The sequence below is a fragment of the Thermosulfurimonas marina genome (genome assembly GCF_012317585.1).
In the GTDB taxonomy this organism is placed as follows: domain Bacteria; phylum Desulfobacterota; class Thermodesulfobacteria; order Thermodesulfobacteriales; family Thermodesulfobacteriaceae; genus Thermosulfurimonas_A; species Thermosulfurimonas_A marina.
Window position 1 is genome coordinate 443926 of record NZ_CP042909.1, and the last position, 17756, is coordinate 461681.

General features: G+C 60.2%; 18 protein-coding genes. 4 read left to right on the forward strand and 14 right to left on the reverse strand.

Going from position 1 to position 17756, the window contains the following annotated elements; genetic code table 11:
- Positions 1-24 precede the first annotated feature (24 nt).
- From FVE67_RS02285 to FVE67_RS02295, 3 genes are read right to left on the reverse strand one after another with little or no spacing between them, the layout of a single operon-like run.
- Positions 25-855 (reverse strand): 4Fe-4S dicluster domain-containing protein, encoded by an 831-nt coding sequence (locus FVE67_RS02285; protein WP_168719054.1) that lies wholly within the window; start codon positions 853-855, stop codon positions 25-27.
- Between the two features lie 25 nt (positions 856-880).
- Positions 881-3268: a molybdopterin-containing oxidoreductase family protein gene (locus FVE67_RS02290; RefSeq protein ID WP_168719055.1), complete on the reverse strand. Its 2388-nt coding sequence runs from the start codon at positions 3266-3268 to the stop codon at positions 881-883.
- Entirely contained in the window at positions 3246-3803 is a 558-nt protein-coding gene (locus tag FVE67_RS02295) for a TorD/DmsD family molecular chaperone (RefSeq protein WP_168719056.1), read from the reverse strand. The genes FVE67_RS02290 and FVE67_RS02295 overlap by 23 nt, the downstream gene beginning before the upstream one ends.
- Before the next feature lie 241 nt (positions 3804-4044).
- Between FVE67_RS02295 and FVE67_RS02300 the strand changes: the two genes are divergently transcribed.
- The 3 genes from FVE67_RS02300 to FVE67_RS02310 are packed head-to-tail and all read left to right on the forward strand — an operon-like array spanning position 4045 to position 6770.
- Complete coding sequence (locus FVE67_RS02300; protein WP_168720312.1) at positions 4045-4812, forward strand: ABC transporter ATP-binding protein; 768 nt, start codon at positions 4045-4047, stop codon at positions 4810-4812.
- The gene (locus FVE67_RS02305; RefSeq protein ID WP_168719057.1) at positions 4806-5540 is read left to right on the forward strand and encodes an ABC transporter ATP-binding protein; all 735 of its coding nucleotides are present in this window, start codon (positions 4806-4808) and stop codon (positions 5538-5540) included. The genes FVE67_RS02300 and FVE67_RS02305 overlap by 7 nt, the downstream gene beginning before the upstream one ends.
- Before the next feature lie 9 nt (positions 5541-5549).
- Positions 5550-6770: a phenylacetate--CoA ligase family protein gene (locus FVE67_RS02310; protein WP_168719058.1), complete on the forward strand. Its 1221-nt coding sequence runs from the start codon at positions 5550-5552 to the stop codon at positions 6768-6770.
- Here FVE67_RS02310 and FVE67_RS02315 read toward each other — a convergent pair.
- Complete coding sequence (locus FVE67_RS02315) at positions 6767-8113, reverse strand: M23 family metallopeptidase (protein WP_168719059.1); 1347 nt, start codon at positions 8111-8113, stop codon at positions 6767-6769. The two genes, FVE67_RS02310 and FVE67_RS02315, sit on opposite strands and share 4 nt — an antisense overlap.
- Positions 8114-8162: 49 nt before the next feature.
- On the opposite strand from FVE67_RS02315, the gene FVE67_RS02320 reads away from it, so the two are divergent.
- Positions 8163-8735 (forward strand): hypothetical protein, encoded by a 573-nt coding sequence (locus FVE67_RS02320; RefSeq protein WP_168719060.1) that lies wholly within the window; start codon positions 8163-8165, stop codon positions 8733-8735.
- On the opposite strand, the gene selB is transcribed toward FVE67_RS02320, so the two are convergent.
- The 10 genes from selB to mazG form a co-directional block, all read right to left on the reverse strand.
- Positions 8723-10651 (reverse strand): selenocysteine-specific translation elongation factor, encoded by a 1929-nt coding sequence (gene selB, locus FVE67_RS02325; RefSeq protein ID WP_168719061.1) that lies wholly within the window; start codon positions 10649-10651, stop codon positions 8723-8725. The two genes, FVE67_RS02320 and selB, sit on opposite strands and share 13 nt — an antisense overlap.
- The gene (gene murI, locus FVE67_RS02330) at positions 10648-11439 is read right to left on the reverse strand and encodes a glutamate racemase (RefSeq protein ID WP_168719062.1); all 792 of its coding nucleotides are present in this window, start codon (positions 11437-11439) and stop codon (positions 10648-10650) included. Before murI ends, selB begins: the two co-directional genes overlap by 4 nt.
- Positions 11436-11990 carry a hypothetical protein gene (locus FVE67_RS02335; protein WP_168719063.1) on the reverse strand — a complete coding sequence of 185 codons (555 nt, stop codon included), beginning with the start codon at positions 11988-11990 and terminating at the stop codon, positions 11436-11438. The genes murI and FVE67_RS02335 overlap by 4 nt, the downstream gene beginning before the upstream one ends.
- A gap of 302 nt (positions 11991-12292) precedes the next feature.
- Entirely contained in the window at positions 12293-13012 is a 720-nt protein-coding gene (locus FVE67_RS02340; protein WP_168719064.1) for an adenosylcobinamide-GDP ribazoletransferase, read from the reverse strand.
- Positions 13002-14045, reverse strand: coding sequence for a nicotinate-nucleotide--dimethylbenzimidazole phosphoribosyltransferase (gene cobT, locus FVE67_RS02345; protein WP_168719065.1), 1044 nt, complete (start codon positions 14043-14045; stop codon positions 13002-13004). Before cobT ends, FVE67_RS02340 begins: the two co-directional genes overlap by 11 nt.
- A gap of 30 nt (positions 14046-14075) precedes the next feature.
- On the reverse strand, positions 14076-14717 hold the full coding sequence (locus FVE67_RS02350) for a Maf family protein (RefSeq protein WP_168720313.1): 642 nt from the start codon (positions 14715-14717) through the stop codon (positions 14076-14078).
- Entirely contained in the window at positions 14666-15433 is a 768-nt protein-coding gene (locus FVE67_RS02355) for a TatD family hydrolase (protein ID WP_168719066.1), read from the reverse strand. Before FVE67_RS02355 ends, FVE67_RS02350 begins: the two co-directional genes overlap by 52 nt.
- Before the next feature lie 6 nt (positions 15434-15439).
- Positions 15440-16213 carry a metal ABC transporter permease gene (locus tag FVE67_RS02360; protein WP_168719067.1) on the reverse strand — a complete coding sequence of 258 codons (774 nt, stop codon included), beginning with the start codon at positions 16211-16213 and terminating at the stop codon, positions 15440-15442.
- Positions 16214-16236: 23 nt separating this feature from the next.
- Positions 16237-16974, reverse strand: coding sequence for a metal ABC transporter ATP-binding protein (locus FVE67_RS02365; RefSeq protein WP_168719068.1), 738 nt, complete (start codon positions 16972-16974; stop codon positions 16237-16239).
- Positions 16971-17756 carry a nucleoside triphosphate pyrophosphohydrolase gene (gene mazG, locus FVE67_RS02370; protein WP_168719069.1) on the reverse strand — a complete coding sequence of 262 codons (786 nt, stop codon included), beginning with the start codon at positions 17754-17756 and terminating at the stop codon, positions 16971-16973. Before mazG ends, FVE67_RS02365 begins: the two co-directional genes overlap by 4 nt.

The following is a 17756-nucleotide window of genomic DNA, read 5'->3' on the forward strand; positions in this document are numbered from 1 at the left end:
GAAAAATTCAGGCTGAAGGGAGAATCAACCCAGATGGGGCAGCTTGCGGAGGGCCATCTTGAGGACCCCGCGGCGGGTGCGGGCCCGGACCTCCACCTCCTCCCAGGTGCGCTTGCGCGGGGCGAAGTGTTTGAAAAGGAGCTCGAGATTCTTCTCCTTCCCCATGAAATAGACGTTGGGGCCGATTTTGACCATTTCGGACTCCAGGCGCCGGGCCTTACCGCTGCGCACCAGCTTGGAGACCTCGGAGTTGGGGTCGGCCAGATCGCCAAAGATCCGGGCGTCGGCGATACAAGTCTTCACACAGGCCGGGATCTCGCCGTGGACAATGCGCTCGTAGCAGAAGGTACACTTGTCGGCCTTGGGCTCGTCCAGGGTGTCGTTGAGGTAGCGGGCCCGGTAGGGACAGGCGGCCACACAGTTTCCGCAGCCGATACAGCGCTCCTTGTCGATAAGGACCGCCCCGTAGAAGGGCTCTTTATAGGTGGCCTTAATCTGCATGGTGGTCTTTTTCCCGGTCTTAAAGTCCACGAATTCGCGCTCTTCCGGATCCACAGGGCAGACATCCACACAGACCGGCTGATCGCAGTGATTGCAGAGCCCGGGGAAGAAGGTGAAGGCGATCTCCCCCTTGCTGGTGCGCTCCGGGCCCAGGCGCAGGACCCAGTTGCGCCGATAGTCTCCCCCTCCCTCCGGGGAGACCACTTCCAGCCACTGATCATAATCCTTGATGAAGGAATACCCATCATAGTCGTGATTTACCGGGACCTGCCACTCCGCCCGGCAGGCCACCGCACAGGCGTGGCAGCCCACGCACCGGTCAAGATCTATGACCATGGCCCATTGGTGTCTCATTTTTAAACCTCCTTAAGCAATCTTTTTAACAACCCTCGATGGCGTGAGTTTTCTTGTGCCGGCGCTTCTTGTGCTTGAGGTGTTTTTCAATCCGGCACCCGGCCGCCGAGCCCGCCGCAAGCTCAAAGCGGGGAATCTCCGGAGGCACCGGACGCAACTCGGGAATATCCAGCACCTTTCCATCCTTGACAATGCGCACAAAGCTGGTCCGGTGGCTCGAGGACCCCATGAAGGGATCCTGCACATAGTGGGTGATGAGGAATTGGTCGCTGGCCCCCTTCTTGTAGGCCCGGGAAAGCTTGGGCGAACGGCTTCCGAAACCGTGGGGGAGATAAATGCAGTCCGGACGGATTCCAGGAGTGACCTTGGCCTTCACCGGGAAAGAGCGCTTTCCGTCCTGATTCTCCAGGACGATCTCGTCTCCGTCCCGAATCCCCAGCTTGGTGGCCACCTCGTCGTTGATCCAGGCGTGGTTTTCGGGCCACTCGTGATGGAGCCATTCGTTGTTCATGGTCCGGCTGAAGGTGTGGACCGGCACCCGTCCATAGATGAGGCGGGCAAAACCCTTGGGAGGAGCCGGAGTGGGTTCAAAGACCGGGACCGGAGAGAAATCTTCGTCTTCGAAATCCTCAATGGCTAGCTTCACCTTGAGCCCCTTCTCACCAAAGAGGTTCTTGAAGTTTTCGCGATCATAGGCTCCCTTGGCCGGAAGGACCACCAGTCCTCCTTCCTTTTGAAGTTCCTCGAAGGTAAGGTTGAGCCCCCGAAGCTTGTCATTAATAATGTCTAGCTCGCTTTCGGTGAAAAAGATCTCGAATCCCAGGCGACGGGCCAACTCTTTGGCCACCCAGAGGGGAGACTTGGCTTCGCCCAAGGGTTCCACCGCGGGCTGACGCGCGGTCACATAGCACTGAGGCAGGCCATCGTAGACATAGACGTCATCGTAGCGTTCCAGATAGACCGTATCGGGAAGGACAATGTCAGACCAGATAGCGGTCTCCGTGGGCAAGATTTCGAAGGAAAAGATAAAATCGAGCTTCTTGATGGCCTCCATGGTCTGATAAGGATTAGGAATGGTCTGCAGGATGTTCACCCCGCAGACCCCCCAGGCCTTAATAGGATACGGCTTTCCGGTAAGAGTAGCCTGGATAATTTCGTTAGTCGGACTACCAGGGAAGGGTCCGCTGAAGGGGTACTTTTCCTTAAGCGGAGTGGCCGAGGGCTGGGGATTGATTTCCTTGACACGGCCCAGATGGCCTAAGGGGATATGGGTGGGAAAGTAAAGGCCTCCCGGGGTGCCGATCCCGCCGAAAAGGGCGGCCAGAACGGCCAGGGCCTGATGCCGATAGACATCCCCTTTGCCGTACCAGGTAGAATGCCGCCCTGGGTGGATGCATACATGCGGCCGCGCCGAGGCCAGGATCTTGATGGCCTCTTCCATCTTGTCCTTGGGAAGATCGCAGATCCGGGCCGCCCGCTCCAGGGTCCAGTCTTTTACCGCCTTTTTCACGGCCTCAAAGCCCTCACAGTACTTGGAGACGAACTCGCGGTCGTAAAGGCCGTGTTCGATCACGTAGTTAATCCAGGCCAAAAGAAGGGCCGTATCTGTCCCGGGGCGGATGGGGAGCCAGATGTCGGCCTTAGCCGCAGCCACGGAAAACCGGGGATCCACTACCACCAACTTAGCCCCTTTAGAAAGGCCCTCCACAAAATCCATCACGTGAGAGACGTGGACGTTTTCTCCCACGTGGGAGCCCACCAAGAGGATGGCCTTAGCGTTGGCCATGTCCGTATACTGCATGGTCCCGGAAGCGAGGTAGCCCATGGCGTTAATATAGGCCACGGCCACCGGCCCTACACACTGGAAAAAGGCCGGCTCGTTAGAATAGTTCTCCGTACCCAGCCCCTTAAAGACCTCGCGCAGGGCTTCGGCCGAGGCCCCATGATCAAAATAGGCGATGGCGTGCGGTCCGTATTTATCTCGCACCCTTTTGAGATTTTCGGCCACTTCGTCTAAGGCTTCGTCCCAGGAAATCTTCACAAACTTACCCTCACCGCGTTCCCCCACTCTCTTCAAAGGATGCAACACCCGGTCCGGGTCGTAGAGAAGCTTTATCCCGGAGTTGCCCCGGGCACAGACCCGGGCCTTGTCCCCGCGGCCGTTGGTCGGGCTCTTGGGATTGCCTTCGATCTTGACCACCTTGCCGCCCTTGACCTTGGCCACGATGGGACAGCGCCAGAAGCACATCTCGCAGACCGAGGGAACTTCTTTGGCCCCCAGGCTCCCGGGGAGATCCTGGGCGCTTTGACACTGGGCGTGGGCCTTCCGAAAAAGCCCCTCGGAGCGGAGCTTAAGCCCCGCCAGAGCCAAAGAGGCGCCGGCCGAAAGTTTAAGAAAATCGCGTCTTCTCATGAGATACCTCCTCCCGCAATCTATTGGTGATAGCCAGTACCAGATCCCCTAAAGCCCGGTAAAAGGGCTGGGGATCGGCTTGCTTCAGGGCCACCAGGAATCGGGGATACCAAAGAAGAAAATGTTCGGAAAGAAAGCGCTCCAGGAGATCGAGCCTTCCTTCCTCCAGGAGAAGGGCCATAAAAGAAAGCTCATAGGCCACGTGGTCGGCCAGTTCCCCCTCCTCCACCGGTTCCAGACCGGCCTCCCGATAGAAGGCTAAGGCCTGATCATAACCTTCCCCTTTGAGGCGCCGATCGGAGGAAAGATAGACCGAGGCATAGGGCGGGGCCGGAGTACGATAGGGGGAAGTAACAAAAAGCCGGGTGTATTCCACCTTGAGTTCTTCGAGATCCTTGACCTGAAAATCCCCGTTGAGATTGAGCCCCAGGGAGCGGGCCAGATGGGTCAGATAGGAAACAATTCCTAGAAAAGAGGGATCCTCAGGGTAAAGAAAGGCCTCCGCCACTGCCCGTAGATCCTTACTTTGCACCATGGTGAATCACTTTTTACAATGGAAGCCTTTCTTTGGCAAATCTAATGTCTTCCGATAAAAGTGGATTATAAAATTTTGGAGGATTCCTTGAAGGGTTTGGGGCCGAAATTAGAGAATTTATGATTTATAAGATAAGAGCTATGGTGGAAATAATTTTTTCTATTTTTTTTGGAAATGCTATTACCTAAAGAGTAACCCCCGAAGGTTGTAAAGGTGTAATTTTTCTGGTTTGTATAGCGAAATGGGGCGCATCCTGGAAGTTCGAAATCTCTCCAAACGCTTCGGGGCCCTGTGGGCGGTGCGGGATCTTTCCTTCTCCGTGGAACGCGGCTCCCTCACCGCCCTCATCGGACCCAACGGCTCCGGAAAAAGCACCACTTTCAACCTCATCTGCGGATTTCTGTCTCCGGACCAAGGCGAGGTCCTCTTTGAGGGACATCCCCTCTCGGCTCTGCCCCCGGAAAACATTGCCCGCCTAGGTATAGCCCGCACCTTTCAGACCCCGCAAATCTTTGGACACCTCAGCGTGCTCGAAAACGTACTTCTGGCCATCTACCAGCGCCGCCGACCGGGGCTCTGGGCCTCGCTGGCTCGAACTCCGGGCTTTTTCCGGGAAGAAAAAAGGGCCCGGGAGGAGGCCTTCGGTTATCTTGAAAAATGTTCCCTGGCCGAGGAAGCCCGGAAATCGGCCCGGGATCTTCCCTTAGGAAAACTCCGTTATCTGGAATTGGCCCGGGCCCTGGCCCTGAGGCCCAAACTCCTGCTTCTAGACGAGGTGGCTTCCGGACTCTCCCCCCGGGAAAAGGAAGATCTGGCCGCGACCTTAAAGGGCCTTCCCGCGGAAGGCATAACCCTTTTCTGGGTGGAACACGATCTTCATCTCCTCATGGGCCTTGCCGAAAGGGTCATTGTGCTCCACCAGGGCACCAAAATCGCCGAAGGGGACCCGCACGCCATTCAACGGCATCCGGAGGTCATTCGGGTATACTTGGGGGAGGAGCTATGCTAGAGATCCGCAACCTCCACCTCTCCTACGGCAAGCTGGTGGTCCTGCGGGGGATCTCGCTCCATGTGGCCCCGGGAGAAATCGTCTGTCTTCTGGGAAGCAACGGAGCCGGAAAGACCAGCCTCCTCCTTACCATCATGGGGCTTAACCGGCCCTTAAAGGGGCAGATCCTCTTTGAGGGAGAGGATATCACCGGGGCCTCGCCCCAGTACCTGGTCCGAAAGGGGGTGGCCCTGGTCCCTGAGGGGCGCCAGATCTTCTATCCCCTCACCGTGGAAGAAAACCTAGAGCTCGGGGCCTATCATCGCTGGCGCCAGGAGGGGCGCAGGGCCGTTCAGGCCGATCTCGAAAGGGTCTATGCGCTCTTTCCCCGCCTCAAGGAGCGGCGCCGACAGAAGGCCGGAACCCTTTCCGGAGGGGAACAGCAGATGCTGGCCCTGGCCCGGGCCTTCATGGCCCGCCCCCGTCTTCTCCTCCTCGATGAACCCTCCCTGGGACTGGCCCCCAAGATTGTGGACCTCATCATGCGCACCATCGTGAGGCTCAACCAGGAGGGGCTTACGGTCCTTCTGGTAGAACAGAACGCCCGCAAGGCCCTGGAGATCGCCCACCGGGCCTATGTGCTTGAGACCGGACGCATCGTGCTTGAGGGTCCGGCCCGGGAGCTTCTTCACGACGAAGAGGTCAAACGGGCCTATTTGGGCAAGGACTACCGCGAATTCACCGCCTGAGGTGAGGCCATGGAACAGAAGGATCTGGAATATCTCTCCTTGGAAGACTGGAGACAGTGGCATATCGAGCTCCTTCAGGCCACACTAACCCGTCTTTACCAGCGAGTGCCCTTTTACCGGGAGAGCCTGGAGGCCGCCGGACTTCTTCCAGAAGACCTCGCCGTACCCGAGGATCTCTCGCGCTTTCCCCCCACCACCCGAAAAGACCTTGCCGAACATTACCCCTATGAACTCTTTGCCGTGCCCCTGAGAGAGATCGTGCGCCTACATGTTTTTCCCTGGCATCCTAATCCCATCGTCAAGGGCTATACCCGTCAGGATCTGGAGGCCCTGAGGGGGCTTACCGTGCGCTTTCTTTCGGCGGCGGGTCTCCGAAGCGACGATATCCTTTATATCGCCCTGGAGCCGGGGATGGCGGTCTGGATCGAGGACCTCAAGGAGGGGGCCGAGGTCCTGGGGGCCACGGTCATCCCCCCTTCGCCCCGCCGACCGGAGACCGACCTCCGGATCATGAAAGATTTTCGGGCCTCGGTCCTGGCCACCACCCCCTCTCTGGCCCGGAGATTTCTCCGGGTTTCGGAAAGGTTAGGACTGCCCCTTCCCCGGAGTCTGCGTCTTCTCCTTCTCCTGGGAGAGCCCGTCTCCCCTCGGGACCGCGCCCTTCTGGAGGAGGTCTTCGGGGTCCAAACCCTTGTGGCCTACGGAATTGCCGAAATTCTAGGGCCGGGGATGGCCTATGAATGTGAGAGGCGTCAGGGGTTGCATCTGGCCGCAGACCACCTCTATCCCGAAGTGGTGGACCCGGAGACCGGAAGGACCGCCCCGGAAGGGGAGCTCCTCCTCACCACCCTCCGGGTAAGGGCCAATCCCCTGCTGCGTTTCCGCACCGGGGACCGCGTGCGCCTCTTGCGGGAAAAATGCCCCTGCGGGCGCACCACCCCGCGGCTGGAGATCCTTGAGCCGGGCTATGAAGAACGCTGGTCCTTCCGCGGAGTCAAGATCTACCGCCAGGCCCTGGAGGGTCTCCTCCGGGAGACCTACGGACATTTACCGGAGTACCGCTTTCGGACGGCCGAAGATCCGGAGGAAGAGCCCCTGCTGGAAATCCGGATGAACGAAGACCTTTTCCGGCCGAGCATCGTGGCCCTTCATGAGGAGGCCCATCGCTTTGAACGGGCCTTTCGGGAATTCTTTGGGCTGCCCTGCCGGGTGAAGTGGGTAGAAGCCTAAGGCAGGGCCGAAAGGGGGCCCAGGATCCGGACCCTCACCCAGTGAGGGTCTAGCCACTCCAGCGGCTGAACAAAGACCCCCTGGACCAGGACCGAAAAATGTAAGTGATCTCCACCGGCCAGTCCCGTGGTGTCCGTATGGCCGATGGTCTGCCCGGCCTCCACCTCCTGGCCCACGGAGACCTCAATTCCTGCAAGATGGGCGTAAACGGTGTAGAGCCCCAGACCGTGGTCCAGGATTACCGTGTTGCCGTAAATGCCCAGATAGCCCGCAAAGACCACCTTTCCGGCGGCCGCCGCCGGCACCTCCGCCCCGGCCACCGAGGCCAGGTCCAGCCCCAGATGCCAGGACTCGGAGACCTTGCGCCCCTTGTAGTAGTAGAGGCGATATTCCCCGAAATCCGAGCGCTTGGCTGCCCGCGGAAGGGCCCTAAGGGCCCCCTTAATGCGGAAGGGCTCCTGCGAGACCTGAGAAGTGATCTCGGCAATCTTTTGGTTGTTCCGCTGCCGCAGGGTCTCGTTCACCCAGACAAAGGTCTCAAGAAGGCTTCCCTTCTGGGCCTCGGGATAACGGCTCAAAAATTCGGGCATCTTGCGGGAAAGAAAGGCCTCACTTATCCGCAGGCGATAGACCGGATACTTCCGGCGCTGGTAGAAATAATTTACCGGGATCTCCAGACGGTTTCCGGCCTCGTCCTGGGCCAGGACCACAAAGCGGGAAATACCCTTTTCGGTCACCGGAAGTCCCACCAGGGCCGCGTAGAGGTGATCCTTGACCGGATAGCCCCGGAAAAAGTGCTCGTTCAGGTAGACCCCGGTCCGGGCCACGGGTTCTCCCACCCGATAAAGCACCAGGGCCGAGCCCCCTCGGGCCAGATAGACCCGGGCCGAAAGGAGGGCCACCGCCGGCGGGGTAAGATCGAGCCGGGCCTTAAGGACCTTCTGCCGAAGATTTCCCCTAAAGGCCTGCTGCCAGGACCCATCCCGGGCCTGGACCACCAGCTCCACCGGCCCTTCGGAAAGACCGACCTCAAGGGGCCTTACCGCAAACTCATAGACCTTTTCTTTTACCGGCGAGCCCTTCAAAAAAGAAACCGGGAAGGTCTCCTCCCTGAGGACCGCCGCGCGGTCCTTTTGTCTTAAAGCGATCCTTACCGAGCGCAGACCGGAACGGGGATCCCGCACCTCCACCCGGACTTTGAATTCCCGGCCGAGGAGTTCGGAAATACCGGAGATTTTCACCTCCGGAGGGCTGCTTTCGTAGCGATAAAAGAAGAGCCCTCCTCCGGCCAGCAACCCTCCCAGAAGCAGTAGCCAAAGCAAGGTCTTGAAGAATTTGCCCATCTTTGAGGACCCCTACCACAGGTTTGAATTTTTTACTATAACAGGACTCATGAAGATTCCCAAAGGGCCCCGGAGACCTCTCCTTCTGGCTCTAGCGGCCGTTTTGGTCCTGGGTTTTAGCTGGCCTAAGCTTGAACTTTCTCCCTATGCGCGCTATCAACTCTCCAAACTTCCCCTTCTCGGACGTTTCATCACTCCCCCCACCCCTCCGGAAAAGGCCTATTTGGAAACCGAAAAGCTGGTCAAGGAGCTTTACGAGGCCCGGGCCGATCTCTACGCCCCTGATCTCTACGCGGAGATCCAGAAAAAGTGGGAAAGGGCTCGTTCTTTTTACCAGAGCGGCCATTACGACTGGGCCGAAGAATATTTCCGGAAGATTCAGGAGCTGGCCCAGGAGGCCCTGAAGCAGGCCCAAAAGGTCCGCCAGGAAAGAAAGGCCAGGGCTTACCAGAAACTGCGCAAACTGCGTCGGCGTCTCCAGGCCCGCAAGAAGGACCTTCCTCTGGAGAAACGGGTTCGCCTCTCTTTGGCTCTATGGCGCCTGGAACTTCTAATCGAACTCGAACGTTTTGAAGAATTTGAAAGAGAGATCAAGGCCTTCGAGAAGAACTATCCCCTCTGAGGACGCAGTCCCTTCCGGAGGACCCGCTTGTCCCCCACTCGGAGGGTGATCTTTTCCCGATCCAGATACTCCAATAGGGGAATGAGGTATTTCCGGGAGGCCCCTCCGGTCATCTCCCGAAAATCGGCCACCGAAAGTTCGGGATGAGTCTCGAAATGTTTCCGGACCAATTCCTTGGCCCGCTCCAGGATCTTCCGGTGGAAGTAAAGTTTTTCTGAAAGCCGCACCAGGGTCCCCTCCTGGACCAGAACCTGAAACATATCGAGCGCCAGACGGGGCTTTTCCCGAAAGCGGGAAAGGGCCTCGTCCGGCTCCGGCGGGGTGAACCCTCCTTTCAGGAATATCTTTTCGATCTCTCTTTTTAAGGCCTCGGCCTCTTCCGGAAGGACCGGACGGTGTTCGGCAAGCCGCAGATACTCTTTTTCGGCCACCACTCGGCCCTCGGAAAGGAGATCGGAGAGGGCCAATTCAAAGGTCCGGGGATGGGCGGAGGAAGAGACCCGGGCCCGGAGCTCCTCCCGGCCAAGTCCGGGCTTAAGGGGGAAGCGCTCGTGGAATTTTCTCAGCGCGGTCAAAATTTCTTCCTTGAAGGCCTCGAATCTCTCACGCAGGAGCCAGAGGTCTTCTCCCTCTCCGGGGACCCGGACTAGCGCGGAAGAAAATTTCCGCACCAAGGCCTCCCATTGCGGACCATAGGCCGGGAGGCGGGGGCGCAGGGTAGAGGTCTTGAGGCCGGAAATTCCGGCCCTCTGAAGGTGGTAACGCAGAGTTTCTTCCGGCCCGGCCGCCGCCAGGCCTTCCAGTTCCTCCCGCTCCCAGGGCTTGGTCCGCTTGCGGCGGTGGGCCAGGGGGTTGAGCACTCGCCCGCCTCCCACGGTGACCAGAGGGGAGCCCGCCCGGATGACAAAACGATCTCCCCGCAGGCAGACCACCGGCTCCGCGAGGCGCAGCTGGGCCACATCCCTTCTTCCCGGCTCCAGCTTATCCTTACCAAAGAGGACCACCTCGGCCATGAGTTCGGCGGTGCCCAGATGGAAATGGACTTTTTCTAAGTTTTTGAGAGGGCGCGGAGCGCTCGAGAGATACTGCAGTTCCACGTCCAGGATCCGGGAGGGTTTGAGGGTCCCGGGTTCAAAGACCACCGCTCCCCGGGAAAGGGCCTCCTTTTCCACCCCCTGGAGATTTAGGGCCGTGCGCATCCCGGCCAGGGCCTCCTCTCGATCCTCTCCGTGACTCTGGATGCGCCGCACCCGGGCCGTGAGCCCTCCGGGATGGATCTCCACCTCTTCCCCCACCCGGAGGCGCCCCGAAAGGGCGGTCCCGGTTACCACGGTGCCAAAACCCTTGACGGTAAAGACCCGGTCTACCGGAAGCCGGAAGGGGCCCTCCACCGAGCGGTCGGGGACCTTCTGCACCAACTCATCCAGCACCCGCACCAGCTCGGCCAGGCCCTCCCCGGTGACCGCAGAGACGGCTACCAGGGGCGCCCCCTCCAAAAAGCTTCCCCGCAGGGCCTCCCGCACCTCCTCGGCCACCAGCTCCAGCCATTCTTCATCCACCAGATCCTTCTTGGTGAGGACCACCAGACCGGATTTCACTCCCAGAAGTTCACAGATCTCAAGGTGTTCCCGGGTCTGGGGGCGCACCCCCTCGTCGGCAGCCACCACCAGGGCCACCAGATCGATCCCCGCGGCCCCGGCCACCATGGTGCGCACAAAACGCTCGTGCCCCGGGACATCCACGATCCCCACCCGGGCCCCGGAGGGAAGATCCAGCCGGGCAAAGCCTAACTCGATGGTGATTCCCCGCTCCTTTTCTTCTTTGAGACGGTCCGTATCCACCCCGGTCAGGGCCTTGACCAGGGTGGTCTTCCCGTGATCTACATGCCCCGCGGTCCCCAGGATGACCCGTTTCATACCGGAGCGTCCTCGGCCTTGAGGAGTTTTACCCGGCGTCCCAGGAAAAGACGGGCCACCTCCTCAAAGGCCGGAGTGAAGTCGGAAACGAAAATAAGGGGTTCCCCGTCCTTTTCAAGAGGGGGCGGGGCATTCTCCTCCACGTAGGCCCGCACCCTTTCGGCCACCTCTTCTGCAGGGTCCACCATGGTGACCCGGCGTCCGGCCTTGGCGGCGATGACCTTTCTCAGGACCGGATAATGGGTGCAGCCCAAAATAAGGGTATCTATTCCGCGCATCTTGAGGGGAAGAAGGCACTTTTTCACGATCATGCGGGTCTCGGGTTTGTTAAGCCAGCCCTCCTCCACCAGGGGGACCAGGAGGGGACAGGCCCGGCCATAGACCTTCACCCCCGGGTCTCTTTCGGTAAGGAGTCTTTCGTAAACACGGCTTTCGATGGTGGCTCGGGTCCCGATAACCCCGATCACCTTGCGTCGGGTAACGGCCAGGGCCCTTTCCACCGAGGGAGTAACCACCTCAAAGATGGGAATCTCCGGAAAATGGGCCTTCAGGGCCTCGGTGGCCACGGAGGAGGCCGAATGGCAGGCCACCACGATCACCCGGGCCCCGTGGCGCAGGAGAAACTCCGTATCCTCTAAGGCATAACGGATAATGGTCTCGGGGCTCTTGGTCCCGTAAGGAGTGCGGGCCGTGTCCCCAAAATAGATAAAACGGTAGCCGGGCAAACGCCGCAACAACTCCTTAAGGACCGTCAGCCCCCCAATTCCGGAATCGAAAACCCCGATCAAGCGAGCCCTCGAAGCTCTCCACGCAGGACCTGAAGGAGCCTGAGCCGCATACGACACTCTGGACAGAACTCCGGACCCTTAAGGTCCAATTCCATAAGGGAGGAGGGAGGATGCATTACGCAACGGGGATTGGGGCAGGGACCGAGGCCCAAAAGATGCCCCAGGGCCCGGACGGCCTCCTTATGCAAACGCTCCACAAAGACCCTCTCCGGTTCAGGGCCGAAGAGAAACTCCTGGAGCTGGCGGGCGGAAATCAGGGCCGACCGGGAGGAAAAACTCACCTCGGTGAAGACCACCGGAGCCCGAGGGGAGTAAAGCTCCTCCCCACAGACCCCGAGGACAAAATCCACCTCTCGCGAAAGGGTCCGCAGATATTCCACCAGGTAAGGGGCAAAAAATTTGCGCAGACGGGGATGAAAGGCCGCCGGCGGAGGAGTGACCGGATGGGCCAGTTCCAGCTGAGCCTGCCAGAAATTGGAAAGGTCTTGTAGGAACCTTTCCAACCAGGGCCCAAAGACCCTCCCTATGGGCACCACCAGAACCCGTCGCATCTTCCACCCTAAGAAGGTTTGCTTTCGGGACGATGAGAGAGCCAAAGCCAAGCGATAATTAAAAGCAGCACCAAACTAGAAAGAGCTATAAAGTAAGCCTCAACGGCATCCATCTTTCCCCTCCCCTCTTTTAAAACAATAAAGCGAAAGACAAAAGGCCACAACCATACCACGCCACCCAGGATCAATTCTGGCCGCGGACGATCCATCAAAAGCGGCTGAAGGACCAAAGACCCAAAAAATTACCAAGGTTGCGTGTAAGAAAAATTTGCCTACTTCATACCAGATCATTACCAAACAATCTATCGCAGGAGGCTTAACAGGAAAAGGGCCTCCCCCAGTTCACAGAGGGCCCCGAGGTGATCCCCGGTAAGCCCTCCGAAGACCCGCTCCAGGAATTTGGTTATTCCGTAGGCCAAAAACCAGAGGACTACGGTCTCCCAGGGGTAGAACCAGAAGAGGAAAAGGCTCAAAGGAACCAGGGCCAGGCCGGCCCGAAAGAGGGCCCTTTTGCCGAAAAAGAGGGCCCCCAGGCCCTCCTCTTTGGCGGGTCTTCCGAAAATCAGACCCCAGAGGATAAACCATCGGCCCAAGAGGGGCTTAAAAAAGACCGGTCCCAGGCCGCGGACCAGGAGGGCCTTCAGGGCCAGAAATTGCCCCAGGAGGTGAAAAAAACCGAAAAGGAAGCCTAGGGCCCCGATCTCCGGCCCTTTGAGGATCTCCAGGCGCCGCCTCCGGTCCCCTTGGGCGGCCAGGGCGTCCAGGGTGTCCAGCAAACCGTCGAAGTGAAAATAGTTGGCCAGGAAGTACTGAACCAAGAGGAGACCGAAGGCCAGGGCCTCCGGTCCGTAAGGGGAAAGGAGGGTCTTTCCTAAAAGGAAATTGACCCCGCCGAGAAAGGCTCCCACCAGAGGGAGATAGAGCACGAAGCGGTCCGGAGAAAAAGCCAGGGGGCGCAGGGGAAGGCGCGTAAAAAAGGAAAAGGCCCCCCAGAGGGCGGACCATTCCTCTTTAAGAGGCAAATTCCCTCCCTTTGGAGACCCCGGCAGACTCGAAGGTGGCCATCTCCCGGTAGATACGCAGGGCGGTCTCAATGATCTGGCTGGCCAGCGCCGCCCCGGTCCCTTCTCCAAGACGCATATCCAGGTCCAGGATGGGCCTTAGGCCCAGCTTTTGAAAGGCCGGCCGGGCCCCGTTTTCCGCAGAGACGTGTCCACAGAAGATATAATTCTCCAGGCCTGGAGCCAGGGCCCGGGCCACCAAAAAGCCAGCCAGGGAAATGAAGCCGTCCATGACCACCGGGATACGATTCCGGGCCCCACCTAGAAAGAGCCCGGCAATGGCCCCGATCTCCGCCCCGCCGAAGGCCGCCAGAGCCGAAAGCGGATCCGTAGGCTGGTGAAGCTCTAGGGCCCGCCGCACCACCTCGATCTTTCGCTTCAGGCCTTCTTCGTCCACCCCGGTGCCCCGGCCTACGATGCGCTCCGGAGGCTCTCCCAGAAAATGACAGATGAGACAGGCAGAAGGGGTGGTGTTCCCGATCCCCATATCTCCGGGAATGAGGAGTTGCGCGCCTTCCCGGGCGGCCTCCTCAGCCAGTTCCATTCCCACCTTCAAGGCGGCCTCGGCCTCCTCCCGGGTCATAGCCGGCTCCCGGGCCAGATTTCGGGTCCCGGAGACCACCTTGCGCCGGACAAGACCCGGGGCCTCCACCTCTCCGGCCACCCCCACATCCACCACAAAGACCTCCGCCCCCGCGGCCCGGGCGATAACATTGATCCCCGCCCCACCGGAAAGAAAGTTATAGATCATCTGCCGGGTGACCTCCTGGGGATAGGTGCTCACCCCTTCCTCCACCACCCCGTGGTCTCCGGCAAAGACGTAAACCCTCTTTTTGAGAGGGAGTTCCGGCTCCAGATTCCCGGTGATGGTCACGAAGCGCCGGGCGATCTCCTCAAGATAACCCAGGCTCCCCCGGGGTTTGGTCTTGTTGTCGAGCCTTCGGGTAGCCTCCTCGTAGAGCCCGCTATCCAGTTCGGGAAGTTTATATTCCATCTCCACCTCCGAGACCGGTTTTAGATATTTTTATGCCCCGTCTTTAAATCCTTCACAAGGGGTGGGCTCTATTAAGGCCTCCTCCAGGAGGAGCTTCAGGGTTTCGGCCAGGGGAAGCCCCACCACCCCGGTGACCGAGCCCTGCACCTCGACCACAAAGGCCGCCGCCAATCCTTGAATGGCGTAGGCTCCGGCCTTGCCCAGAGGCTCTCCGGTGGCCAGATAGGCTTCGATCTCCTCCGGAAGCAGGTCCCGGAAGCGCACCCGGGTGCAGGTGAAAAAGACCTTCTCCTTTTGCCGAAAGGCCAGGGCCACCCCGGTAAAGACCTCGTGCCAGGCGCCGGAAAGGGACTTGAGCATCCTGCGGGCCTCGGCCAGATCCCGGGGCTTTCCCAGGAAACGTCCCGCCTGGACCACCAGGGTGTCTGCGGCCAGGACCGCGGCCTCCGACCCCGCCCTTTGGGCCACCGCTTGCGCCTTACGCCGGGCAAGCCCCTTTACTGCCTCCTCCGGAGAAACCCCCGGGGGAAGACTTTCGTCCACTTCCGCCGGGAAGACTTCAAAGGAAAGCCCCACCGAGGAAAGAAGCTCCCTTCTCCGAGGGCTTTTAGAGGCCAGGACTAGCGGGACCCGATTCCGAAAAAGCGCCGGGCGTTTTCCGTGGTCTGCCATGCGCACTCCTCCACCGGAATTCCCTTCACCTCCGCCACCTTTTCACAGACATAACGGACATAGGCCGGCTCGTTGCGCTTTCCCCGATAAGGGACCGGGGCAAGAAAGGGACAGTCGGTCTCGAGAAGCAGGCGTTCCAGGGGCACGAAGCGCACCACCTCCCGAATATTTTCCGCCTTAGGAAAGGTCACTATCCCGGTCACGGAGATATAGGCCCCGAGGTCGAGGGCCTTGCAAGCCTCGGGGATCCCTCCGGCAAAGCAGTGAAAGACCGCCGGGAGGGGAAGGTATTTCCGGAGGATCTCCAGGGCCTCCGCATAGGCCTCACGCACATGGAGGACTACCGGAAGTCCCAGGCTCTTGGCCAGGGCCAGCTGTCTTTCGAAGTGTTCTTGTTGAAGCTTGCGGGGCGAATACTCCTTGGCGTAGTCTAGCCCGATCTCCCCCAGGGCCACGGCCCGGGAGGCCAGGGCCTCCAGTTCCCGATAAGCCTCCTCGGTGAGTTTGCGCACCTCGTGGGGATGTACCCCGGCGGTGGGATAGATAAACCCCGGATAGGTCTCGGCCAGGGAAAGGGCCTCCCGGGAGGTCTTGAGGTCGATTCCCACCACCACGATGGCCGAAAGGCCGGTCTTTCGGGCCCTCTGCACCACCTCGGGAAGGTCCCGATAACTTTCCCGGAGGTTTAGGTGGGCGTGGGTGTCCACCAGTTCCATGGCGGACTATTTTAATCTTCGGGCGCCGAAACTCAAAAGGAAAAGTCCTCCGGAAAAGAGGACGATGGCCCCGGAAGGAGGGAGGTTGAAAAGCACGGCCGCCGCCAGCCCTCCCAACACCGAAAGGGCCCCGAAAAGGGCCGAAAGGAGGTAGCACTGGCGCAGACCCCGGGCGACCTCCAGGGCGGCGGCCCCGGGAATAACCATGAGGGCCGAGACCAGAAGGAGCCCCACCATGCGCATGCCCAGAACTACCAGGGCCGCCACCAGGGCCGCAAGCCAGAATTTGAGGGCCCTTACCGGAAGACCACAGGTGGCTGCAGACTCCTCGTCGAAGGCCACGAAAAAAAAGGCCTCCCCCCGGAAGGCCACCACCCCCACCACCAGAAGGGCCAGACCCCCGGCCAGCAGGGCCTCGGAGGTCGAAAGGGCCAGAATATTCCCGAAAAGGTAGCTCAGGAGGCGCACATCGTAACTTCCGGCCAAGGAGGCCAGCACCAGGGCCAGGGCCATCCCCAGACCGGCCAGGATCCCCACCGCGGTATCCTCGTAGATGCCGGCCCGCTCCCGGATCTCGAGCACCACAAAGGCCGCCAGGACCGTAACCCCCAGGGCCCAGAGGAGGGGCCAGCGGGCTGTAAGAAAACCCAGGGCCACCCCCACAAAGGCCACGTGGGTTAAGGCGTGAGGAAGAAGGCTGTCGCGCCGGATAATGAGGAAAAGCCCCACCAGGGCCCCGGCCACGGCCAGGGCCAGCCCCCCTAAGAGGGCGGGCCACAAAAAGGCGTACTCGGCCAACCAGGTCAATGGCGATGCCCCACCAGGTGGTGTCCGGCCCCGGTGAAACCGCAGACCTCCGGATGCCGGCAAAACTCCAGGTGATCCCCGTGGAAGACCAGGCGCCGGTTGAGACAGGCCACCTGCTTGACGTGCCGGTCCACCACTCCGATGTCGTGGGTTACGATGAGGATGGTTATTCCCTCACGGTTGAGATTTCCCAAAAGCTCGTAAAACCTCTCCTGAGAGGCGAAATCCACCCCGGTGGTGGGCTCGTCCAGGAGGAGAAGCTCCGGCTCTCCCACCAGGGCCCGAGCCAGAAAGACCCGCTGCTGCTGTCCCCCGGAAAGTTCCCGAAGAAGACGGCCCTCCATCCCCGAAAGCCCTACCCTTTCCAGGGCCCGGGCGACCCGCAACCGGCGTTCCTTCGCGGAAAGTCCCCTGCGGGCTACCAGCCCCAGGGCCACGGCCTCCGCCACCGTAAGGGGAAGCACCCGGTCCACCAGGGCGGTGACCTTCTGGGGCACATAGCCCACCCGGTGCCATTCCCGGAATTCTTCCAGATCCTTTCCGAAAAGGCGCACCCGCCCCTCCTGAGGCCGAAGGAGCCCCACCAGGATCTTGAGAAGGGTGGACTTTCCCGAACCGTTGGGCCCGATCAGGGCACAGAAGTCCCCAAGAAAGAGCTTAAGGGTGACCTCCTCGAGCACCGGCTCTCCGTCATAGGCGAAGCTGACCTTCTCCGCTTCCACCACCGGGGTCATCTTTTTTTCAATTCCTCCCAGAGGGCGTCCATTTCCGAAAGAGGGACCTCGGCCAATTCCCGGCCTTGCTCCCGGAAGCTCCTTTCCATGGTCCGAAAGCGACTCTCGAACTTGATAAGGGTCTTTTTAAGGGCTTCTTCCGGATTCACTCCCAGCTTGCGAGCCAGGTTGGCCACGGTAAAGAGGAGGTCCCCGATCTCTTCGGCTATCCGCTCCCGGTGGCCCTCCCGCAGGGCCTCCTCCAACTCCCGCCGCTCCTCCTCCAGTTTGGGGAGGACCTCCTCGGCCGAAGCCCAGTCGAAACCCACCCGGGAAGCCCGCTCTCCCAGGCGATAGGCCCTCTGGAGGGCCGGAAGGCTTCGGGGAAGGTTGCCGAGCACGCTGTGCTCCTCGGCCTTCTCCCGGGCCTCCCGGGCCTTTACCGCCTGCCAGCGCGCCAGCACCTCCTCCGCATCCCGGGCCCGCTCTTCCCCAAAGACATGAGGGTGCCGGCGAATCATCTTTTCCGCACAGAGCTCCAACATCTCCGCCACCCGAAAGAGACCCTTTTCCTGATAGATGTAGGCCACCATCAAGATAAGGAAGAGAAGATCTCCCAGCTCCTCGCGCACCTCCTCCGGTCGCCCTTCCCCTACGGCCTCGTAAGCCTCATAGGCCTCTTCCACCAGATATTTCCGCAGGCTCTCCGGGGTCTGCTGGCGATCCCAGGGACAGCCCTCGGGACCCCGCAGGCGGGCCACAATCTGAAGCAGGCTTTCAAAAAGTTCCCCCTCCTTTCCCAT

Bases quoted from the DNA above. Each gene is read 5' to 3' on its own strand.
- FVE67_RS02310 (WP_168719058.1), top strand. From the start codon at position 5,550: ATGGAACAGAAGGATCTGGAATATCTCTCCTTGGAAGACTGGAGACAG.
- FVE67_RS02315 (WP_168719059.1), bottom strand. From the start codon at position 8,113: ATGGGCAAATTCTTCAAGACCTTGCTTTGGCTACTGCTTCTGGGAGGG.
- FVE67_RS02305 (WP_168719057.1), top strand. From the start codon at position 4,806: ATGCTAGAGATCCGCAACCTCCACCTCTCCTACGGCAAGCTGGTGGTC.
- FVE67_RS02335 (WP_168719063.1), bottom strand. From the start codon at position 11,990: ATGCGACGGGTTCTGGTGGTGCCCATAGGGAGGGTCTTTGGGCCCTGG.
- FVE67_RS02300 (WP_168720312.1), top strand. From the start codon at position 4,045: ATGGGGCGCATCCTGGAAGTTCGAAATCTCTCCAAACGCTTCGGGGCC.
- FVE67_RS02350 (WP_168720313.1), bottom strand. From the start codon at position 14,717: ATGGCAGACCACGGAAAACGCCCGGCGCTTTTTCGGAATCGGGTCCCG.
- mazG (WP_168719069.1), bottom strand. From the start codon at position 17,756: ATGGGAAAGGAGGGGGAACTTTTTGAAAGCCTGCTTCAGATTGTGGCC.
- FVE67_RS02290 (WP_168719055.1), bottom strand. From the start codon at position 3,268: ATGAGAAGACGCGATTTTCTTAAACTTTCGGCCGGCGCCTCTTTGGCT.
- FVE67_RS02285 (WP_168719054.1), bottom strand. From the start codon at position 855: ATGAGACACCAATGGGCCATGGTCATAGATCTTGACCGGTGCGTGGGC.
- FVE67_RS02295 (WP_168719056.1), bottom strand. From the start codon at position 3,803: ATGGTGCAAAGTAAGGATCTACGGGCAGTGGCGGAGGCCTTTCTTTAC.
- cobT (WP_168719065.1), bottom strand. From the start codon at position 14,045: ATGGAATATAAACTTCCCGAACTGGATAGCGGGCTCTACGAGGAGGCT.
- selB (WP_168719061.1), bottom strand. From the start codon at position 10,651: ATGAAACGGGTCATCCTGGGGACCGCGGGGCATGTAGATCACGGGAAG.
- FVE67_RS02355 (WP_168719066.1), bottom strand. From the start codon at position 15,433: ATGGAACTGGTGGACACCCACGCCCACCTAAACCTCCGGGAAAGTTAT.
- FVE67_RS02320 (WP_168719060.1), top strand. From the start codon at position 8,163: ATGAAGATTCCCAAAGGGCCCCGGAGACCTCTCCTTCTGGCTCTAGCG.
- FVE67_RS02365 (WP_168719068.1), bottom strand. From the start codon at position 16,974: ATGACCCCGGTGGTGGAAGCGGAGAAGGTCAGCTTCGCCTATGACGGA.